Consider the following 18,025-nt stretch of genomic DNA (forward strand, 5'->3'; position numbering starts at 1 on the left):
AAGGATGAGCGAGTCCCTTTCGGTTTCCGGCCGGCTGCAGAGCCGCGATCTCAAGCAACTGGTCCGCATCAGCCGGTCCGGCACCGTGGGGCCAACCGCTCTCTACTATGCCGGCCTGACGGCGCCGTTCATCTCGGCCAGCGTGGCGCTGCTTTTCCGCGATATCGGGCGCGCGCTCGACTGGACGCCCTTCATCCAGCTGCTTGCCTCGGCAAACGTGGCTGCCTTCGCGGCGATTGCATGGTACATCATCTTCATGCGCTGGTCTTATCGCAACCGGCCCGGGCGCGGCACTGAGCTCACCCTCGACACGCAGGTGACCGTTTCACCCGATGGCCTGTGCGTGCGGCGCGGCGCGGTCGAGACGCGTGTGCGCTGGGACGGCATCCGCCGCCTCACCGCCATCGACGGCCATACCGCGATATTCGCCAACGGCGCCGATGCGCTGATCATTCCCGACGAATGGTTCGGCCGGGATCCTGCCCGCCGCACCGCTTTCAAAGACTACGTTACTTCAAGGATTGCCTCCTGATGGCCCGCAAGCCCTCCAATCCCGGCCTTCCGTCGCAGCGCCAGCTGCGCGCCGGTGAAATCATCCGCCACGCCCTCGCCGAGATCATCGCGCGGGAAGACCTGCGTGATCCTGAACTCTCCGGCGTGCTCGTGACGGTGGGCGAAGTGCGCTGCTCGCCGGACCTGAAGCGCGCCAAGGTCTTCGTCACGCCGCTCGGCGACGATACGGAGGCCGGCCGCACGCGCCTTGCGGGCGCGCTGAACCGCGCGGCCACTTTCCTGCGTGGCCGGCTTGGCCGCGAAATCGAACTGAAGTTCACGCCCGAACTGCATTTCATCGCCGACAAGTCCTATGACGAGGCGACCGCCATCGACCGGCTCTTGGCGGACCCCCGCGTGCGCCGCGATCTCGAGGATTGATCGCCGGCCGGGCGTTTGCCGCGTTTCTGCCTTTATGCTTTGTCACTTGACGGGAACACCGCCGCTTCCGACAGGAAGGCAGGGCAGAAAGCTGGGAAAACACGGGCATGAAACGCCAGACCATTGACCAGGAAGGCGCGCGCCAGGGCGAAGTCTCCGCCGCGTCGATCCAGATGGGAAATGACACCATCGCCGTGCGCCGCATCGCCACCATGTCGGTCGAGAAGCACGACTTTTTCCCATGGGATACCCCGGAGAACCGCAAGACGCAGAGCATCTACGCCACCAGCTGCGTCGGCTTCCTGTTCTTTGCCCTGGTCGCGCTTGCAATCGGCTATGTAAGCGGAAAACAACCTCATGCTGTCTATGCGGTACTGGGCGGTTGGTTCCTTCTGCTCGTTGGTCTGTTTCTCGGCGTGCGCGCCATGATGATTGCGCTCAAGCTGAAGAAGATGGAACCCTACTACCGCCTGCTGATCGGCACCTCCGACGGGCGCCAGATCCCGCTCGTCGACAACAACCGCGACGTGCTCATCAAGATCCGCGACGTGGTGCTCCACAAGATGGACACCGGCGACGCCAGCGTCACCGGCGACTTTGACCTGAACCTTGATATCGTGAACCTCCGCCTGCCGAAGGGCGCGGCCGCCCCGGCCCAGCCTGCCCGCGCGCGGCCGAGCGATGTGTTCGACGAGGAAGAAGACGCCCCTCCGGCCGGGAGCTGACCCGCCGGAGAGGCGCCGGTATCGTCAGACGATCTTCAGCGTGACATCGACATTGCCGCGCGTGGCGTTGGAATAGGGGCAGACCTGGTGGGTCGCCTCGACCAGTTTCTCGGCCGCATCCCGATCCGTGCCCGGCAGCGACACTTCCAGCGTCACTTCAAGGGCAAAGCCGGCACCTTTCGGGTTTTGGCCGATGCCGACATGCGCCGTCACCGCCGAGTCCGCAGGCACTTTCACACCGGTCTGGCTCGCCACGAATTTGAGCGCGGAGTGGAAGCACGCCGCATAGCCAGCCGCGAACAGCTGCTCTGGATTGGTACCCGGCCCGCCAGCGCCGCCGAACTCCTTGACGGTGTCGAGTGTCACGCTGAGGCGGCCATCATCCGTTGCGGCGGTGCCAGTGCGGCCGCCAGACGAGGTGGCATGTGCCGTGTAAAGAATGTTCATCGGGGTCTCCATGAGTTTCGATATCAGATATATATGACACAATTAGATTGTGTGCAATATAAAAGCCCGCACATTTCCGTGATCGCCGCGCGGGCGCCTGTCCCGTCAGGCGGTGAGCGCGCTGCGCAGCTTCTTCAGCGTCTTGCGCAATGTGAGGAACTCGCTGAGCGTCAGCCCGCCCCTCGCGCCGACTTTCTCGGGGATGCAGGCCGCCTTCAGCTTCAAGGCGCGGCTTTTCGCCGTCAGCGCGATCAGTACCTGGCGCTCGTCTGCCTGGTTGCGCGTGCGCGTGACCAGGCCGGCCGTCTCGAGGCGCTTCAGCAGCGGCGTCAGTGTACCGGAATCGAGAAAGAGGCGTTCGCCAAGCGTCCCGACCGTGACCCCGTCTTCTTCCCAGAGGCTGAGCATGGTCACGTATTGCGGATAGGTCAGGCCGATCTCGTCAAGCAGAGGCTTGTACAGCTTGGTCATCTGCAGGGACGCTGAGTACAAGGCAAAGCAAAGCTGGTTGTCGAGGAGAAGGGGATCTTCGGCAGCGGACATGACAGGCTCCAGGCGCATTGCTCGTAATATTGGGCCGGAATTGCGATGACGCAATGGAATTGCGCGCGCCTGCAGATGCGTGGATTGACGCCGCCCGTCTGCTGCGGATAAGGCAGCGCTCAATTGACCCGCCCCGGCGCGCGTTCGATCCGCCCGCCCGGACCATGGAGAATGACTTGTCCCGCCAGAGAAAACGCAAGGGCGAGCCCGTCACGGGCTGGCTGAACCTGTTCAAGCCCGTCGAGATGACGTCCACGCAGGCCGTCGCCATCCTCAAACGGCTCTACAATGCCGAGAAGGTCGGCCATGGCGGCACGCTTGATCCGCTGGCGGACGGCATCCTGCCGATCGCCCTTGGCGAGGCGACGAAGACGGTCCAGTGGGCGATGGACGCCCACAAGGAATACGTCTTCACCATCCGCTGGGGCATCTCGACCGCCAGCCAGGATGCGGAAGGGGAGGCGGTCGCCACGTCCGATGTGCGCCCGGCCCGGGACGCGGTCGAAGCGGCCCTGAAGGCCTATGTCGGCACGATCCAGCAGGTCCCGCCGAAATATTCCGCCATCAAGGTCGCGGGCGAGCGCGCCTACGACCTTGCCCGTGGCGGCGAAGCCTTCGAGCTTGAATCGCGCGAAGTGGACGTCCACGCCGCCAAGGTCATCGGCATGCCGGACGCCGATCATTCGGTCATCCACGTCGTCTCCGGCAAGGGCTTCTATGTCCGCGCCCTCGCGCGCGATCTTGCAGCCGATCTTGGCGCTGAAGGCCATATCAGCCAGCTGCGCCGCACCCGGGTCGGCGCCTTCGACGCCGCCGGCGCGGTGTCCATCGCGGACCTGCAGGCCCTCGCCGACGACCGCGACGCGTTGCACGCCCACCTGAAGCCGCTGCACGCCGTTCTCAACGCGATGCCGCACCTTCAGGTCACGCCGAACGACGCCGGCAACCTGCGCCAGGGCCGCACGATCCTGCTTCTGCCGCATGTCATCGAGCGCTGGCAGGGTGAGCGCGCCGGCGAAGAAGACCGCCTCGCGCTCGCCCTCTCGGGTGACGATGCGATCGCCCTCGGCGAAGTGCGCGCCGGCCATTTCGAACCCGTTCGGGTGTTCGCCGTCTAGAGCGTCGCCATGTCGATGACGAAGCGGTATTTCACATCGCCTTTGACCACGCGGTCATAGGCGGGGTTCACGTCTTTCATGTCGATCAGTTCGATATCGCAGACGATCCCATGCTCAGCGCAAAAATCCAGCATCTCCTGAGTTTCTGCGATGCCGCCGATGCCGGAGCCGGCGACGCTGCGACGGTTGGCGAGCAGGATGCCGCCGTGCATCGGCTCCAGCGGCTCGATCGCGCCGACGATCACCATCGTGCCGTTGCGCGCCAGCAGGCCGAGATAGGGATTGAGGTCGTGCTTCACCGGCACGGTGTTGAGCAGGAAATCGAAACTGCCCCGGTGCGCCTTCATCTGTTCACGGTCATTCGAGACGAGCACGTCTGAGACGCCAAGGCGGCGCGCGTCTTCACCCTTGGTGGGGGAGGTGGTGATCATCACCACTTCGCAGCCCATCGCTACCGCGAACTTGATGCCCATATGGCCGAGCCCGCCCAGCCCGATGACACCCACCTTGTCGCCTTTCGAGACGGCCCAGTGCTTCAGCGGCGACCAGCTGGTGATGCCGGCGCAGAGCAGGGGCGCGGCAGCGGCGGGGTCGAGCTTCTCCGAAATCTTCAGCACGAAAGCATCGCGCACGACGATCTGTTTCGAATAGCCGCCGAAGGTCGGTCCGCCGATTACCGGCTCGGTGCCGCCATAGGTGCCGACCGAGCCTTTCTCGCAATACTGCTCGTCGCCGTCATGACAGGCCGGGCATTTCAGGCAGGCATCCACGAGGCAGCCCACGCCGACCAGGTCGCCCACCTTGTGTTTCGTGACCTTTGGACCGATCGCGCTGACGCGCCCGACAATCTCGTGCCCCGGCACGAAGGGATATTTCGCCCGGCCCCATTCATTGCGCGCCGAATGGATGTCGCTATGGCAGATGCCGCAATGCGTGATGTCGATCAGCACGTCATCGGGCTGCAGGTCGCGCCGCGTGATCTCGAACGGCTTCAGCGGATCGGTGGGACCCTGAGTGGCATAGGCGGCGACTTGCATGGCGGACTCTCCCTTGATTTTGAGGAGAGGGTTTCACCGGAACGGCGGTAAGTCCAGTGCGTCCGGCTTATCCGCCCATCCCCGCCTTCGCGGGGAAGAGCGGACTATCTCGCAGCCTTGCCTGCCTCCAGCACTTCGCGCGTGACCCTCAGATACCGGCTGGCGATGCGCACCTCGCGCAGGAACGAGACCAGCGCGACCGACAAAAACACCATCGAAGCCATGAACAGCAGGCTGACCGCCTGCGCCACCGGGATCGCCACCAGCTGGCCGGTGAACAGCAGGATGATGACGAGGCAGATCAGCAGCGCCGCCAGCGTCGACAGCGCAATCGCCCGGTGGATCTGCGCCATCCGCCGGTCGAGGATGCCAAGCTCGTTGATGTGGCGCGCGTGTACCGCGTCCGCCGCCCCGGCCAGTTCCGCCTCCAGCGCCCGCCAGCGGTCAACGACGCGGGCGAGCCGGTTCGCCATGACGTTCAGCAGCCCGCCAATGCCGGCCAGCGTGAACACCGGCGCGATGGCCAGCTGGATGATGTGGGCGATGTCGGAGGGGAGGGGCAGGGGCGTCATCATGGGAGTCCAGGGCGAATCCTGCCTGAGTTTACCCTGTTTGGCGCAGGAAACATCCCAAGCCCTTCCCATTCCCCCCCATTTGAGTCATAAGCCCGTTTTTGGGGCGGAGGCTTGCCTGCTGACCCTGCTGGACGACATCCCGGCTGTGGCCAACTCGATAAGGCCCGATCCCAAAAAACCCCGCCAATTCAGGCGATTAGTGAACCCAGCGCCTGCGGGCGCCTAACCAGAAGGCTATCCGATGTCGATTACCGCTGAAAAGAAGCAAGAGCTCATCAAGAAGTTCGCCACGAAACCGGGCGACACGGGCTCGCCGGAAGTGCAGGTCGCGATCCTCACCTATCGCATCAACAACCTGACCGACCACTTCAAGGACAACAAGAAAGACAACCATTCCCGCCGGGGCCTGCTGACCATGGTCGCCACCCGCCGGAAGCTCCTTGATTACGTCAAGGGCAAGGATGAGGCACGTTACACGAAGCTCATCACGGAACTCGGCATCCGCCGCTAGGTCGAAAACAAGCCCGCCGGGCAATAGGGCCGCGGCGGGCTTTTCGTATGTGAAAGAAAGACAGACATGTTCAATACGCAATCCGTGTCGCTGGAATGGGCCGGCCGCACACTCACCATCGAGACGGGCCATGTGGCGCGTCAGGCCGATGGCGCCGTCATGGTCACCTATGGCGAAACCTCGGTCCTCGCGACTGCCGTCTATGCAAAGTCGGCCAAGCCGGGTCAGGACTTCTTCCCGCTGACCGTCAACTACCAGGAAAAATACTTCGCATCGGGCCGCATCCCCGGTGGCTTCTTCAAGCGTGAAGGCCGCCCGACCGAGAAAGAGACGCTGACCTCGCGCCTCATCGACCGCCCGATCCGCCCGCTGTTCGTCAAGGGGTTCAAGAACGAAGTCCAGGTCGTCGTCACCGTCCTCTCGTATGACCTCGAGAACGATGCGGACATCGTCGGCATGATCGGCGCCTCCGCCGCGCTCGTGCTCTCCGGCGCGCCGTTCATGGGCCCGATCGGCGCTGCCCGCGTCGGCTATATCGACGGCAAGTACGTCATCAACCCGACCATCGCCGAAACCGAAGACTCCGATCTCGACCTCGTCCTCGCCGGCACCGCCGACGCCGTGATGATGGTGGAATCGGAAGCCTACGAACTTTCCGAAGACGTCATGCTCGGCGCCGTTGTCGCCGGCCACGACGCCATGCAGCCCGTGATCAACGCGATCATCGAACTCGCCGAGAAAGCCGCGAAGGAGCCGTTCGAATTCGCAGCGGAAGACAACTCCGCCGCCGTTGCCGCCATCGAGAAGATCGTCGGCAAGGACCTGTCGAAGGCTTACAAGATCACCGCCAAGGGCGAGCGCTATGCCGCCGTCGGCGAAGCCCGCGACAAGGCGAAAGCCGCCCTCGTCGGCACCGAGGAAGCCCCCGGCGAAATGTCGGGCGAGCTGTTCAAGGCCGCCTTCAAGGAAGCCGAAGCCTCGGTCGTGCGCGGCGACATCCTGAAAACGGGTGAGCGCATCGACGGCCGCAAGCTCGACCAGATCCGTCCGATCGTTTCGGAAGCAGGTTTCCTGCCCCGCACGCACGGCTCGGCCCTGTTCACGCGCGGCGAAACGCAGGCCATCTGCGTCACCACGCTGGGTACGTCCGACGACGAACAATACATCGACGGTCTCGACGGCACGCACAAACAGAAGTTCATGCTGCACTACAACTTCCCGCCCTATTCGGTCGGTGAAACCGGCCGCATGGGCGGCGCTGGCCGCCGCGAAATCGGCCACGGCAAGCTCGCCTGGCGCGCGCTGCAGGCTGTCCTGCCGAAGCACGAGGATTTTCCGTACACGATCCGTCTGGTCTCCGAGATCACCGAGTCCAACGGCTCGTCCTCGATGGCCACGGTCTGCGGTTGCTCGCTGGCCATGATGGATGCCGGCGTGCCGATCACGCGCCCGGTCTCCGGTATCGCGATGGGTCTCATCCTGGAAGGCAAGGATTTCGCCGTCCTCTCCGACATCCTGGGTGACGAAGACCACCTCGGCGACATGGACTTCAAGGTCGCAGGTACTGCCAACGGCATCACCTCGCTCCAGATGGACATCAAGGTTGCCGGCATCACCCGCGAAATCATGGGCAAGGCCCTCGCGCAGGCGAAAGGCGGCCGTGAGCACATCCTCGGCGAAATGGCGAAAGCCCTCACCGCTTCGCGCGGCAAGCTCGCTGACACCGCCCCGCAAATGGAAATCATGAAAGTCCCGGTCGACAAGATCCGTGACGTCATCGGTTCCGGCGGCAAGGTCATCCGCGGCATCGTCGACGAGACGGGCGCCAAGGTGAACATCGAGGACGACGGCACGGTCCAGATCTCTGCGCTCGACCGCAAGTCGATCGATGCCGCGATCAAGATGATCAAGGGCATCACGGCGGAAGCCGAAGTCGGCGAGATCTACGAAGGCAAGGTCGTGTCGATGAAAGACTTCGGCATCTTCGTGAACTTCTTCGGTCCCAAGGACGGCCTCGTCCACGTCTCGCAGATGGCCAACAAGCGCATCGGCCATCCGAAAGAGATGGTGAAGGAAGGCGACAAGGTCTGGGTCAAGCTGATGGGCTTCGACGAGCGCGGCAAGGTCCGCCTCTCGATGAAGGTCGTCGACCAGGAGACCGGCAAGGAAATCGAAGGCGCCGACGCCGGCGAATAAGGTTCCTGCCAGCAGGCAATCGGAAGGGGCCGCTCCTTGCAGGGCGGCCCTTTTTCATGGAAACCGGGTTTCCGGCAAAGGGGCACGTCGATGACCAAACGCAAATCCTTCCTCATCGCGATGTCCGGCGGCTCCGGCTCCGGCAAGTCGACGCTGGCGATCGCGCTGCTCAAGCGTCTCGGTCCCGGCCAGGCCGTGATGTTCGGGGAGGACGCCTACTACCACCCGATGAGCTTCTACGGCGCGCCGAAGAACGAGGAGGAGCGCCACGCGCTCGTCGCCGGCATCAACTATGACGACCCGAAATCAAAGGAAGTCGACCACCTGGTCTCCGATCTGCGCGCTCTCAAGGCCGGCGAGACCATCGAGCAGCCGATCTATGACTACGAAAAGCATGACCGCTCGAAGAAGACGCGCCGCATCGAGTCCGCCCCCGTGCTCATCCTCGAAGGCATCCACGCGCTGTCGATGCCGAAGATCCGCAACTTCATCGACCTGTCGGTCTATGTCGACACGCCGGACGACCTGCGCCTTGCGCGCCGTATCCGGCGCGACGTGATCGAACGCGGCCGCACGGTGGATTCCGTCCTCCTGCAATACATGTCGACCGTGCGCGCGGCCCACTACCGGTTCACCTATCCGGCCATGTTCGAGGCCGACCTCGTGATTGCTGACGAGGGCCTGCCGGCCTACGGCGATACGACGCCCTCAGGCGAGGCAATCGAGCGGATGATGGCGCCCGTCCTGGCACGCCTGCAGACCGCCGGGGTCATGCCCGCCTAGGCGCCGAGCCCCTCGCTTAGGATCAGCGCCAGCAGGAAGCCAAGACAAGTCGCAATGCCCGAAAGGTGGCGGTCTTCCTTGAACGCCTTCGGAAACACTTCGGTCGCGAGCGAGGCGATCACGGCGCCCGCCGCGAAGCAGCGGACGGCCGCCAGCGCCGGCGGCGGCGCGTTTTCGAACAGCAGGTTGCCAGCGACCGCCGATCCGCCGAGCAGCGCCGCGGTGCCAGCCCACAGGGCGAGGGCGCCGGCCTTCGACATGCCGCCCTTGACCATTTCCCGCGCGCCGCCTGCTGCCTCCGGCAAGTTCGACAGCAGGATCGATCCGGCCAGTGCGGCGACGGCCAGCGCATCGGCCCCGATCAGCGCCACGCCAAGCGCCAGGTTCTCCGGCAACCCGTCCAGCGTGATCGCCGCCAGCAATCCGCCGCCCTTGTCGCTGCCCCAGTGTTCATCGACGAGATAGTCGATGCCTGTGAACACCGCGGCGCCGATGAGCGTCCACAGTGCGGCCGTCGCCAGCGAGGCCTCATCGATGGAAGGCTGGATCAGTTCGGTGACGACCGACAGGATCAGCGCTCCGCCCGCCAGCGCGATCAGGAACCCTTCCAGCTGGTCCGGAAGTTTGCCGAACGCGCCCCAGAGCGCCCCGGCGATCAGGGCGCCGGACACGACGGCAACAACAATCGAGAGGGTCAGCATGTCCGTCTCCGGAGGTTCGGGCCTGTGCGCTTGGCCTCTGTCGGCGCCTCGCCGACCGGGCTATTCTCGCGGATGTGGAACGCCTGATTGCCCTGATCGGTTGCCTCCTCGCGCTCGCCGCCCCGGCGTTCGCGCAGGTCTGCGATGCGGGCTTGGCCGGTCGCCCCGCGGATGTGGCGGGCTATGTCGGCCGCGCCAGCGCCTGCCTTGAGGCGCCGCCGGAGGGCTTCGAGTTCGATGCCGGCATGGAGGCAGGCTTCCTCGCCCGCGTGAACGCCGAACGCCGCGCCGCCGGCCTGCCGCCCGTCGCGCTGCGCCCCGAGCTTCGCCCCGCGGCGCGCTTCCACAGCCTCGACATGGCGGTCAACAGCTTCTTCGGCCATGAGGGCCCGGACGGACGCTCGGGCGATGACCGTATCGCCGCGCTCGACCGCACGGCGCTGGCCGACTTTTCCGCCGAGAATGTCGCGACCGTTTCGAAGACGCCGGGTCGTATCGACCCGGACTTTGCCCTGCGCCGCCTGCACGAAAATCTCATGGACAGCCCCGGTCACCGCGAGAACATCCTGCACCCGAAAGCGACGCACGTCGCCTTCGGGGTCGTTCGCACACGGAGCGGTGTTTGGGTGACGCAGCTTTTCCTGCGCCTCTCCGGTACGCTGCCGGAAGCAGCCCCGCTCCGCCTGTCGGGCACTTCGCGCCTGCGCGCGCCGCGCGGCCTCGAAGGCTGGAAGTTCGTGCGCTTCGATCTCGTCAATGGTGACGGACTCGAGATTCCGGCCGTGAACCTTACTGGTGTGAAGGGCGATGCCCGCCTCGCCGCCTATGCCACACAGCCGGGCGAGGATGCACTGTCCTTCTACTGGATCCGCTTCCTCGGCCCCGCCGTCACCGTCACCCCCTGAGGCGCTCAGTCCCGTTTCTTCAGCAGGTCGAGGCCCGGCCGCCGTGCCGCGCTCTCGGAGGTTGAGCGCTGCACGTCCCCGGTCACCTGTGCCCAGTCCAGCTTGCGGTCTTCGTACACGGAGAATCCCGGCGCCGGCATCGGCGTGCCCGCAAAGGCGCCCAGCGGCACCGCCGTAACGCCCGGCCAGTCCTCGATCGTGTAGGCGACCGTTGATCCGCAGTCGGGGCAGAAGCGATAAGTGACGCGGTGGCCGCTGTCCGCCGTGCGTTCCCACACCTTCCACGTGCCCCGCAGGTCCACGTCGGCATCCGCCCAGCGCGCCTGCGCCGCGAAGGCGCTGCCGCTGCGCTTCTGGCATTCGAGACAATGGCACACTGACACGCGCACCGGCTCTCCCCGGCACGCCGCCGTCAGCTGGCCGCAGCGACAGGACGCCATGCGGATGAGAGGGGCGTCACTCATCGGCCGGCGCCGATGAGGCGGTCAGGTAAGCCGCCCGCGTCAGCAGTTTCGACACCGCGAAGTCCATGTAGCAGGAATGGGAAATGTAGCGCGCAGGCCGGCCCGGCTGTTTCACTTCCGCCATGTAGTAGGCCGAATCCATCGGGCAAAGCCATTCCTCTCGTCCGTACTCGTCGATCTCGTTCATCGGCACCGAATAGGGCAGGCGGTCGGGCCCGTTGAGGAAACAGGGATCGGCGAGGAAGGCATCGAGCTCGGCCGCCGCGCCGGCGTCGAGCGCGGACCAGAGATAGGGCGGTTTCGGCGGGGCGGGCGGTGGCGGTTCCCAGCCTTCGAAGCCCGGCAACAGATTGCCGTTCTCGTCGACCGGCGGCGGCGGGGGAGGCGGCGGCGGAGGCGCCCCGTAATTGATATTGTCCGTCGCAATCTGCCAGCTGCCGTCCGCGATCTTCCAGAGCGTGACGCGCGTATCGAGGCTCCACATGCCGCTCGCCGGCACGCGGACGCGGATGCGCGTGTCGGCCTCTTCGGCGCCGGGCGGCAGCGGGGTGATCTGCGTATACTCGAAGATATGCGCTTCCTCGTCCGAGGCTTCCGCCAGGTTCATCGCCTTGATCGCGGCGACATCGAATTTCTCCGCGCCCGCACAGACGGTTCCGTCGGCCGCGAGCAGCCGCGTGGAGGCCGGCGCGGTCTGGCAGCCGGGCAGGAGCAGGGCGAGGGTCATCAAGGGCGCAGCGGCGCGGACATGAAAGCGTTTCATGTTCAAAACGTCTGGTAATTTCGGCGCGGGCGCAAGAGGGCGGCGAGACCGGCCTGGCTCGCCGCCCGTCCTGTCAGCAATTATCCGGCTGCGACCGGACGAGTTGCAGGCCCCGCCGGGTGATCCGGTAGGGCTTGCCGCCTTGCGAGGCGATGGTGCGCCGCCGCTTCAGCTTGCGGAAAAGGTCGAGGTCGAAGCTCGCATAGCGCCAGCCGTCGCGCGAAAAGCAGTGCGCTTCGGCCGGCTTGCCGGCGTCGTCCCGGATAAGGTCGATCCGCCCGCCTTGCGCGAGCAGGTGGAGGATGCGCTGTTCGGCGCGCGAAATGTCCATTGTGGAAGTCTCTGGTCCCGCGCCCCGGCCGCAGGGGGAGGGGCGCATGAAAACGTGTCCGGCGCAGTTCGCCGGGCTCATCGTTTTCGTCGGCCTGCCTTGCACAGGTTCAGTGCGGGAACGGCAGGCCCCTCAACGGGACTCAGACAGGGTACGGAGCATACTCACCTCGATGGACGCCCAGTTTCGCGCGGCCGGCCCCAAGCGTCAAGCCGCCGGCTTAGTCACCCCCGGCATACTGGGCGCGCACGGCGCGGTCGAAATAGTCGCTCGCCTGGTCCCACTCCATCCAGCCGTCCAGCCCGTCGCCCAGTTCCCATTCGAACCGCGCATCGTCCACCGCCGCGTCCGGCGTTGCACCAAAGCCGACGCGCAGCACGCCGAACCGGTAGCGCACATAAAAGCAGGTGCCGTCGGACAATTCCCCTTCCCATTGGGCAGGGCACGCGGTGCAGGTCTTCTCGAGACGGTGCAGCGCGGGGATCATGGAAGCCTATTCTTCCTCGGCCGCGTCCGGCACGCCCACCACGTGGAAGCCGGCGTCGACGTGGATCACTTCGCCCGCGATCGAGCGGCCGAGCGGCGAGAGCAGGTAGAGCGCGCAGCCGGCGACACCTTCCATGCTCGTGTCCTCTTTCAGCAGCGACCAGTTGCGCCCCGTGCCCATCAGGCTCTTGCCGCCGCGAATGCCAGCGAGCGACAGCGTACGCATCGCGCCGGCCGAGATGGCGTTGACGCGGATGCCCTTCACGCCGAGATCGCGCGCAGCGTAGCGCGTCGAGGCTTCAAGCGCCGCCTTGGCCACGCCCATGACGTTGTAGGACGGTACAGTGCGCTCGGCGCCGAGATAGGTCATGCAGATGATCGAGCCGCCCTCCGGCATCAGCTCCGAGGCGCGGCGCGCGCAGTCGATAAAGCTGTACACGGAGATATCCATCGCGCGGCGGAAGCCTTCGCGCGTGGTATTGGCCACCATCGACCCCTGCAACTCGTCCTTGCCGGCAAAGGCGATCGAGTGAACGAGGAAATCGATCGTGCCCCACTTCGCCTTGATGGCGGCGAAGGCAGCGTCCATGCTCGCATCATCGGTGACATCGGCCGGGATCATCGTGTCCATGCCGATCGATTCGACCAGCGGGCGCACCCGGCGCTCAAGGCTCTCGCCCTGGTAGGTAAACGCGATCTCGGCGCCTTGCGCGGCCAGCTGGCTCGAAATGCCCCAAGCAATCGAGTTCTGGTTCGCCACGCCCATCACGACGCCGCGCTTGCCCTTCATCAGGTCGCCCTTGGGCATGTTCCAGTCATCAGCCATCCGGGCCTCCCTTTGCGTCTCTTGCTTGATGGCTGGGCTAGGCGGGCCAGCGGGGCACGTCAAGTTGGCCGGCGCGTTCCGGCATGCATCCTGCAATCCGCTTTCCCGAAAACAGGGTTCCGGCCGGCGCCGCCAGCCACCCTCGGGGAGCCAACATGCGCATTGCCATTGCCATTCTCGTGATCGTCGGGGTCTTCCTCGAGCCGTGCTGGGCCCTCACCGGCAGTATCTGAAGCACGCCGAAACTCGCCTGTCAGGCGAAAAGACTCTATCGAAACGGCTACTCTACAGGCTGTTTTATGGACAGTTTGTGGAGTGTTTTTCAGGCGCTTTCGCCGGGTTGGCGCAGGCCCACTTTCATGTCCTCGGCAGTGTAGACGTGCACGCCGTCAACATACACCCGCCCGTCCGCGATCCCCAGCACCAGCTTGCCCCGGCGCACCCGCTTGATGTCGATCTCGTAGCGCACGAGCTTCTTGTCCGGCGTGATCTCGCCGGTGAATTTCACTTCGCCAACGCCCAGCGCGCGGCCCTTGCCGGGGCTGCCGGACCAGCCCAGCCAGTAGCCGACCGCTTGCCACATGGCGTCGAGGCCGAGGCAGCCCGGCATCACCGGATCGCCCGGGAAGTGGCACTTGAAGAACCAGAGGTCCGGGTGGATGTCGAGTTCACCGATCACGTGGCCCTTGCCGAACTGGCCGCCCTCCATGCCGATCGAGGTGATCCGGTCCATCATCAGCATCGGCGGCTCGGGCAACTGCGCGTTGCCGGGGCCGAAATAGCCGCCCTTACCGGATTCGAGCAGGTCTTCCTTCGAGTAGGAGGACTTCGGGGTGTGGAAATCGTGCGGACCGGACATCGGGTCTATCCTTGAAAAGGCGCTAAAGTCAGGCGCCTTCCCACCGCCTGACGGCGGTAAAGTCAACCTTTTGTCTCGGACGCGCCCCACAGCCGCGTGCGCGGCGCCCAGCCGCGGAAGGCCCCGGCCGTGATCTGGCACATCTCCGCCTCGCAGCCCTGCACCTCCACCAGCACGCCCTTGCCGATGTCGGCGACGCTTGCGCTGTCGCCTGCGCGCCCGGCGCGCAGCACGAAGGCATCGGTCGTGACCGCCGTGGGCCGGTCGGTCAGCTGGTTGCCCTTGATCCAGACCTCGTCGCCGGAGGGATCGCGCACATACCGCCAGGCGCCGCTCTCCTTCAGGATCAGCACAGGCAGGCCCTTGCGCGTGTATTCCCACTGCACCTTGTAGTCTTCGCTCGGCCCCATGCGTCCGTTCACTTTTTCATGGCGCAGCGCCTCGAACCGGGGGACCGGCTTGTCCGAAAAGCGGCTGATTTGCACTTCCGGCAGCGGATCTGCCGCGACAGGCAGCACGCAAGCGCTGCTCACCAGCAGGGTGAGTGCAAGAACTGCCCGTTTCATGTGCAGTGGTCCTTGGGTCTGGGAGGCATCTACGTACACCACCTCCCATGAATCGCAGGTAAAACAGCGGGTCATTGGCGCGGCGCAAAGCCTCTGGTAAGCGCAATGACAACAAGAAGGATTTACGGGAGTCCCATGCCGGCATCGAAACTCAAAGTCGTCGTCACCCGCAAACTGCCGGCCCCGGTGGAATTGCGGATGAAAGAGCTGTTCGACGCCCGCCTGAACGAATCCGACATTCCCCTCACGCAAGAACAGCTCGCCGAGGCGATGCAGACGGCCGACGTGCTGGTGCCGACCGTGACCGACCGCATCGACGGGCGCCTGATGGCGCGCGCCGGCGAGAAGCTGCGCCTGATCGCCCAATTCGGCGCCGGCGTTGACAACATTGACGTGGCGAGCGCTGTGCAGCGCGGCATCACGGTCACCAACACGCCGGGCGTGCTGACCGACGATACCGCCGACGTCGCCATGGCGCTGATCCTCGCCGTGCCGCGCCGCCTGCACGAAGGCGCCCAGATCATGGACGGCGGCAAGTTCGATGGCTGGACGCCGACCTGGATGATGGGGCGCCGCCTCTCCGGCAAGCGCCTCGGCATCATCGGCATGGGCCGTATCGGCCAGGCGGTCGCGCGCCGTGCCAAGGCGTTCGGCATGCAGATCCACTATCACAACCGCAAGCCGGTCGGCCCGCGCATCGAGGAAGCCCTCGAGGCAACCTATTGGGACTCGCTCGACCAGATGCTGGCGCGCATGGACATCGTGTCGGTGAACTGCCCGCACACGCCCGCCACATTCCACCTCATCAATTCGCGCCGTCTCGCGCTGATGAAGCCGGAGGCTTACATTATCAACACCGCCCGCGGCGAAGTGATTGATGAAGCCGCCCTCGCGCGCGCCATCCGGGCCGGCGCCCTCGCCGGGGCAGGGCTCGACGTGTTCGAGCGCGAGCCGGCGGTAAACCCCGAGCTCTTCGGCCTGCCCAACGTGCTCCTGCTGCCACACATGGGATCGTCCACGATCGAGGGCCGCACCGAGATGGGCGAGAAAGTCATCATCAACATCAAAACCTTCGCCGACGGCCACCGCCCGCCGGATCGGGTCATCCCCGCGATCCTCTAGACGGGCAAGCCGACAATCCCAGATTGACGCGAAAACGGCGCTCTCGTAGCGTCACGCGTCAACAGGGGTCTCATATGTCGTCAGTATCAGGATGGATGCGGGCCGCGTGCCTGCCCGTGTTTCTGGTGGCAGGGCTCGCCCAGCCAGCGCTGTGCCAGGCCGCCGCGCCGCGCCCTTCGCTTGAGGACTTCCTGGGGCCGCTCGATGTCTGGAGCCCGGAATTGTCGCCCAGCGGCGACCATCTCGCGGTGCTGCGCACCGACAAGGGCAACGACTATATCGTCACCATGAATCTCGCGGCGGCCGGCGAGAGCGTCAAGCCGATCACCGTCGGCGACTATTACGTCAACTGGCTGGAATGGGCGAACGATGACACCGTCCTCGTCGCGACGACCGGCTATATTGACCTGAACACCGGTCGTCCGCTCAGCCGCAAGGACATCGACGAAGAGACACCATTCTTCCGGCGTTCGAACCCCTACGCCTACCGCCGCCTGATCTCGATCCAGGTCGCCACGCAAAAGATGGCCGTGATGTTCGGCGATGACTGGCGCCTCAACCGCAATTTCCATCTCGGCACCGTCACTGATTTCCTGCCGTCCCAGCCGGACCATATCCTGATGGCCGCGCGCCTCGACGGCGATCTCGACCTGTTCAAAGTGAACGTGCGCGACGGCTCGTTCGAGCGCATTGCCATCGGGACATCCGGCACCTCGCGCTGGTTCACTGACCGCAACGGCGAGCCCGCCTTCCGGCTCGACATGAACCGGCGCGGCACGGTTGCGACGATCTATGCCCGCGAGGATTCTGCGAGCGGAAAGACGAAGTGGCGCAAGACACGCACCATCCGCGTCGACAGCGACGAGCGAGACGAGGCAGCCAAGGAGTTCGACCTCCTCTTTCCGGGCCCGACAGCCAGCACGTATTATGTCGCCGCCCGTCCGGACGGCGAGGACAAGACCGGGATCTATCTCTACGATTTCGAGCAGGACGCCATCACCGAGAAAATCCGTGTGCATGACCGGGTGGACATGAGCGGCGCGCTGTTCAACCGCGATACACGCTCGTTGCTCGGTGTCTTCTATGTCGACGACAAGCTCCAGATCGAGATGCAGGACAAGGCAACGCAGGCGCACCTCGATGCGCTGGCGGAATTCTTCGGGCCGCAAGTCAGCGTCATGCCAATCGATTCAAGCGATGACGGCAAGCGCTGGCTGCTTCAGACTTACGGTCCGACCGATTCAGGCTCCTTCCACATCTACTCGCTCGATACGGCTGCCAACTCTGCGCTCGGGCTGAGCAAGTCATCCATGAAGGGCAAGGCGCTCGCCCCAACCGAGGCGATCGACTACACGGCGCGCGACGGTACGCCCTTGCGCGGCTACCTGACACGCCCGGTGGGCGCCGCGCCGGGCCAGCCGCTACCCTTGATCGTGATGCCGCACGGCGGGCCCGAAGCGCGCACCGCCTTGGGGTTCGACTGGCAGGTCCAGTTCCTTGCCTCGCTCGGCTACCAGGTGTTCGAGCCGAACTTCCGCGGCTCGTCCGGCTTCGGCAAGGACTTCGCCGACCAGGGGCGGCGCCAGTGGGGCAAGCTCATGCAGACCGACGTCGATGATGGCTACCAGCACTTGATCAATACCGGTCTGGCGCCCGAAGGGCGGGCCTGCATCTTCGGATATTCCTATGGCGGCTATTCGGCACTGGCGGCCGCCACGCTGACGCCCGACCGCTATGCTTGCATCATCGCCGGCGCGGCACCGTCCGACCTTGGAAAGCTCCTGACCTGGGAACGCAAGGAGGAGGGCGGCGATTCCGAGTCCTATCTCTACTGGGTCGAACACATTGGCAGCCCGTCAAAGGACAAGGATGCGATTGAAGCGGTGTCTCCGGCCCGCCTCGCTGACCGTATCACGCGCCCGGTCATGCTGATCCATGGCGAAGACGACTATATCGTGCCGATCGAACAATCCGAGTTCATGGAGAAGGCGATGAAGAAGGCGGGAAAGCGCTACGAATTCATCCGCCTGCCGGACTCGCAACACTCCTACCGCTCCGATGAAGACGAGCGCACGGAGTTCCAGGCCATTCAGCGCTTCCTTGCGACACACCTGCCGGTGGCCGCGTCCTGATG

The 18,025-nt window shown here is 65.1% G+C and carries 22 protein-coding genes; 10 read left to right on the forward strand and 12 right to left on the reverse strand.

Translation table 11 applies throughout. The features are described from left to right. The first annotated feature begins 4 nt into the window (after positions 1-4). From IPK75_07015 to IPK75_07025, 3 genes are all read left to right on the forward strand, one after another. Positions 5-532, forward strand: a complete 528-nt coding sequence (locus IPK75_07015) for a YcxB family protein (GenBank protein ID MBK8198105.1) — start codon at positions 5-7, stop codon at positions 530-532. After that, on the forward strand, positions 532-933 hold the full coding sequence (rbfA, locus tag IPK75_07020) for a 30S ribosome-binding factor RbfA (GenBank protein MBK8198106.1): 402 nt from the start codon (positions 532-534) through the stop codon (positions 931-933). Before IPK75_07015 ends, rbfA begins: the two co-directional genes overlap by 1 nt. A 107-nt stretch (positions 934-1,040) precedes the next feature. Further along, the gene (locus IPK75_07025; GenBank protein ID MBK8198107.1) at positions 1,041-1,658 is read left to right on the forward strand and encodes a hypothetical protein; all 618 of its coding nucleotides are present in this window, start codon (positions 1,041-1,043) and stop codon (positions 1,656-1,658) included. Between the two features lie 24 nt (positions 1,659-1,682). Here the strand turns inward: IPK75_07025 and IPK75_07030 are convergent, their stop codons facing one another. Next, entirely contained in the window at positions 1,683-2,105 is a 423-nt protein-coding gene (locus IPK75_07030) for an organic hydroperoxide resistance protein (protein MBK8198108.1), read from the reverse strand. Between the two features lie 105 nt (positions 2,106-2,210). After that, on the reverse strand, positions 2,211-2,648 hold the full coding sequence (locus IPK75_07035; protein MBK8198109.1) for a MarR family transcriptional regulator: 438 nt from the start codon (positions 2,646-2,648) through the stop codon (positions 2,211-2,213). 176 nt (positions 2,649-2,824) lie between these two features. On the opposite strand from IPK75_07035, the gene truB reads away from it, so the two are divergent. After that, a complete protein-coding gene (gene truB, locus IPK75_07040) occupies positions 2,825-3,766 on the forward strand; it encodes a tRNA pseudouridine(55) synthase TruB (protein ID MBK8198110.1) in 942 nt (313 codons plus the stop codon). On the opposite strand, the gene IPK75_07045 is transcribed toward truB, so the two are convergent. Together IPK75_07045 and IPK75_07050 are read right to left on the reverse strand one after the other, a co-directional pair. Then, entirely contained in the window at positions 3,763-4,803 is a 1,041-nt protein-coding gene (locus IPK75_07045) for an NAD(P)-dependent alcohol dehydrogenase (GenBank protein MBK8198111.1), read from the reverse strand. The genes truB and IPK75_07045 overlap by 4 nt on opposite strands. 104 nt (positions 4,804-4,907) lie before the next feature. Further along, positions 4,908-5,378 (reverse strand): DUF2721 domain-containing protein, encoded by a 471-nt coding sequence (locus IPK75_07050; protein MBK8198112.1) that lies wholly within the window; start codon positions 5,376-5,378, stop codon positions 4,908-4,910. A gap of 241 nt (positions 5,379-5,619) precedes the next feature. On the opposite strand from IPK75_07050, the gene rpsO reads away from it, so the two are divergent. From rpsO to udk, 3 genes are all read left to right on the forward strand, one after another. After that, the gene (rpsO, locus tag IPK75_07055; GenBank protein MBK8198113.1) at positions 5,620-5,889 is read left to right on the forward strand and encodes a 30S ribosomal protein S15; all 270 of its coding nucleotides are present in this window, start codon (positions 5,620-5,622) and stop codon (positions 5,887-5,889) included. 66 nt (positions 5,890-5,955) lie between these two features. Continuing rightward, positions 5,956-8,085: a polyribonucleotide nucleotidyltransferase gene (pnp, locus tag IPK75_07060; GenBank protein ID MBK8198114.1), complete on the forward strand. Its 2,130-nt coding sequence runs from the start codon at positions 5,956-5,958 to the stop codon at positions 8,083-8,085. A 90-nt stretch (positions 8,086-8,175) separates the two neighbouring features. Further along, positions 8,176-8,868, forward strand: a complete 693-nt coding sequence (gene udk, locus IPK75_07065; GenBank protein MBK8198115.1) for a uridine kinase — start codon at positions 8,176-8,178, stop codon at positions 8,866-8,868. On the opposite strand, the gene IPK75_07070 is transcribed toward udk, so the two are convergent. Continuing rightward, entirely contained in the window at positions 8,865-9,569 is a 705-nt protein-coding gene (locus IPK75_07070) for a zinc transporter (protein MBK8198116.1), read from the reverse strand. The genes udk and IPK75_07070 overlap by 4 nt on opposite strands. Before the next feature lie 74 nt (positions 9,570-9,643). Between IPK75_07070 and IPK75_07075 the strand changes: the two genes are divergently transcribed. Continuing rightward, entirely contained in the window at positions 9,644-10,474 is an 831-nt protein-coding gene (locus tag IPK75_07075; GenBank protein MBK8198117.1) for a CAP domain-containing protein, read from the forward strand. A 5-nt stretch (positions 10,475-10,479) separates the two neighbouring features. Here the strand turns inward: IPK75_07075 and IPK75_07080 are convergent, their stop codons facing one another. From IPK75_07080 to IPK75_07110, 7 genes are all read right to left on the reverse strand, one after another. Next, positions 10,480-10,938, reverse strand: a complete 459-nt coding sequence (locus tag IPK75_07080) for a GFA family protein (GenBank protein MBK8198118.1) — start codon at positions 10,936-10,938, stop codon at positions 10,480-10,482. Then, entirely contained in the window at positions 10,931-11,701 is a 771-nt protein-coding gene (locus IPK75_07085; GenBank protein ID MBK8198119.1) for a hypothetical protein, read from the reverse strand. Before IPK75_07085 ends, IPK75_07080 begins: the two co-directional genes overlap by 8 nt. A gap of 73 nt (positions 11,702-11,774) precedes the next feature. After that, entirely contained in the window at positions 11,775-12,032 is a 258-nt protein-coding gene (locus IPK75_07090) for a YjhX family toxin (protein ID MBK8198120.1), read from the reverse strand. A gap of 220 nt (positions 12,033-12,252) precedes the next feature. Then, positions 12,253-12,519 (reverse strand): hypothetical protein, encoded by a 267-nt coding sequence (locus tag IPK75_07095; protein MBK8198121.1) that lies wholly within the window; start codon positions 12,517-12,519, stop codon positions 12,253-12,255. Between the two features lie 6 nt (positions 12,520-12,525). Then, positions 12,526-13,344 (reverse strand): enoyl-ACP reductase, encoded by an 819-nt coding sequence (locus IPK75_07100; GenBank protein MBK8198122.1) that lies wholly within the window; start codon positions 13,342-13,344, stop codon positions 12,526-12,528. A gap of 322 nt (positions 13,345-13,666) precedes the next feature. Next, positions 13,667-14,203 carry a bifunctional 3-hydroxydecanoyl-ACP dehydratase/trans-2-decenoyl-ACP isomerase gene (gene fabA / locus IPK75_07105; GenBank protein MBK8198123.1) on the reverse strand — a complete coding sequence of 179 codons (537 nt, stop codon included), beginning with the start codon at positions 14,201-14,203 and terminating at the stop codon, positions 13,667-13,669. Between the two features lie 62 nt (positions 14,204-14,265). Continuing rightward, the gene (locus IPK75_07110; GenBank protein ID MBK8198124.1) at positions 14,266-14,769 is read right to left on the reverse strand and encodes a hypothetical protein; all 504 of its coding nucleotides are present in this window, start codon (positions 14,767-14,769) and stop codon (positions 14,266-14,268) included. Between the two features lie 135 nt (positions 14,770-14,904). Here IPK75_07110 and IPK75_07115 point away from each other — a divergent pair, with 135 nt between their 5' ends. Together IPK75_07115 and IPK75_07120 are read left to right on the forward strand one after the other, a co-directional pair. Beyond that, complete coding sequence (locus IPK75_07115) at positions 14,905-15,891, forward strand: D-glycerate dehydrogenase (protein MBK8198125.1); 987 nt, start codon at positions 14,905-14,907, stop codon at positions 15,889-15,891. A gap of 74 nt (positions 15,892-15,965) precedes the next feature. Then, the gene (locus IPK75_07120; GenBank protein MBK8198126.1) at positions 15,966-18,023 is read left to right on the forward strand and encodes a S9 family peptidase; all 2,058 of its coding nucleotides are present in this window, start codon (positions 15,966-15,968) and stop codon (positions 18,021-18,023) included. The last annotated feature ends 2 nt before the right edge of the window (positions 18,024-18,025 follow it).

Source organism: Acidobacteriota bacterium (assembly GCA_016712445.1).
Classification (GTDB): Bacteria; Pseudomonadota; Alphaproteobacteria; order Caulobacterales; family Hyphomonadaceae; genus Hyphomonas.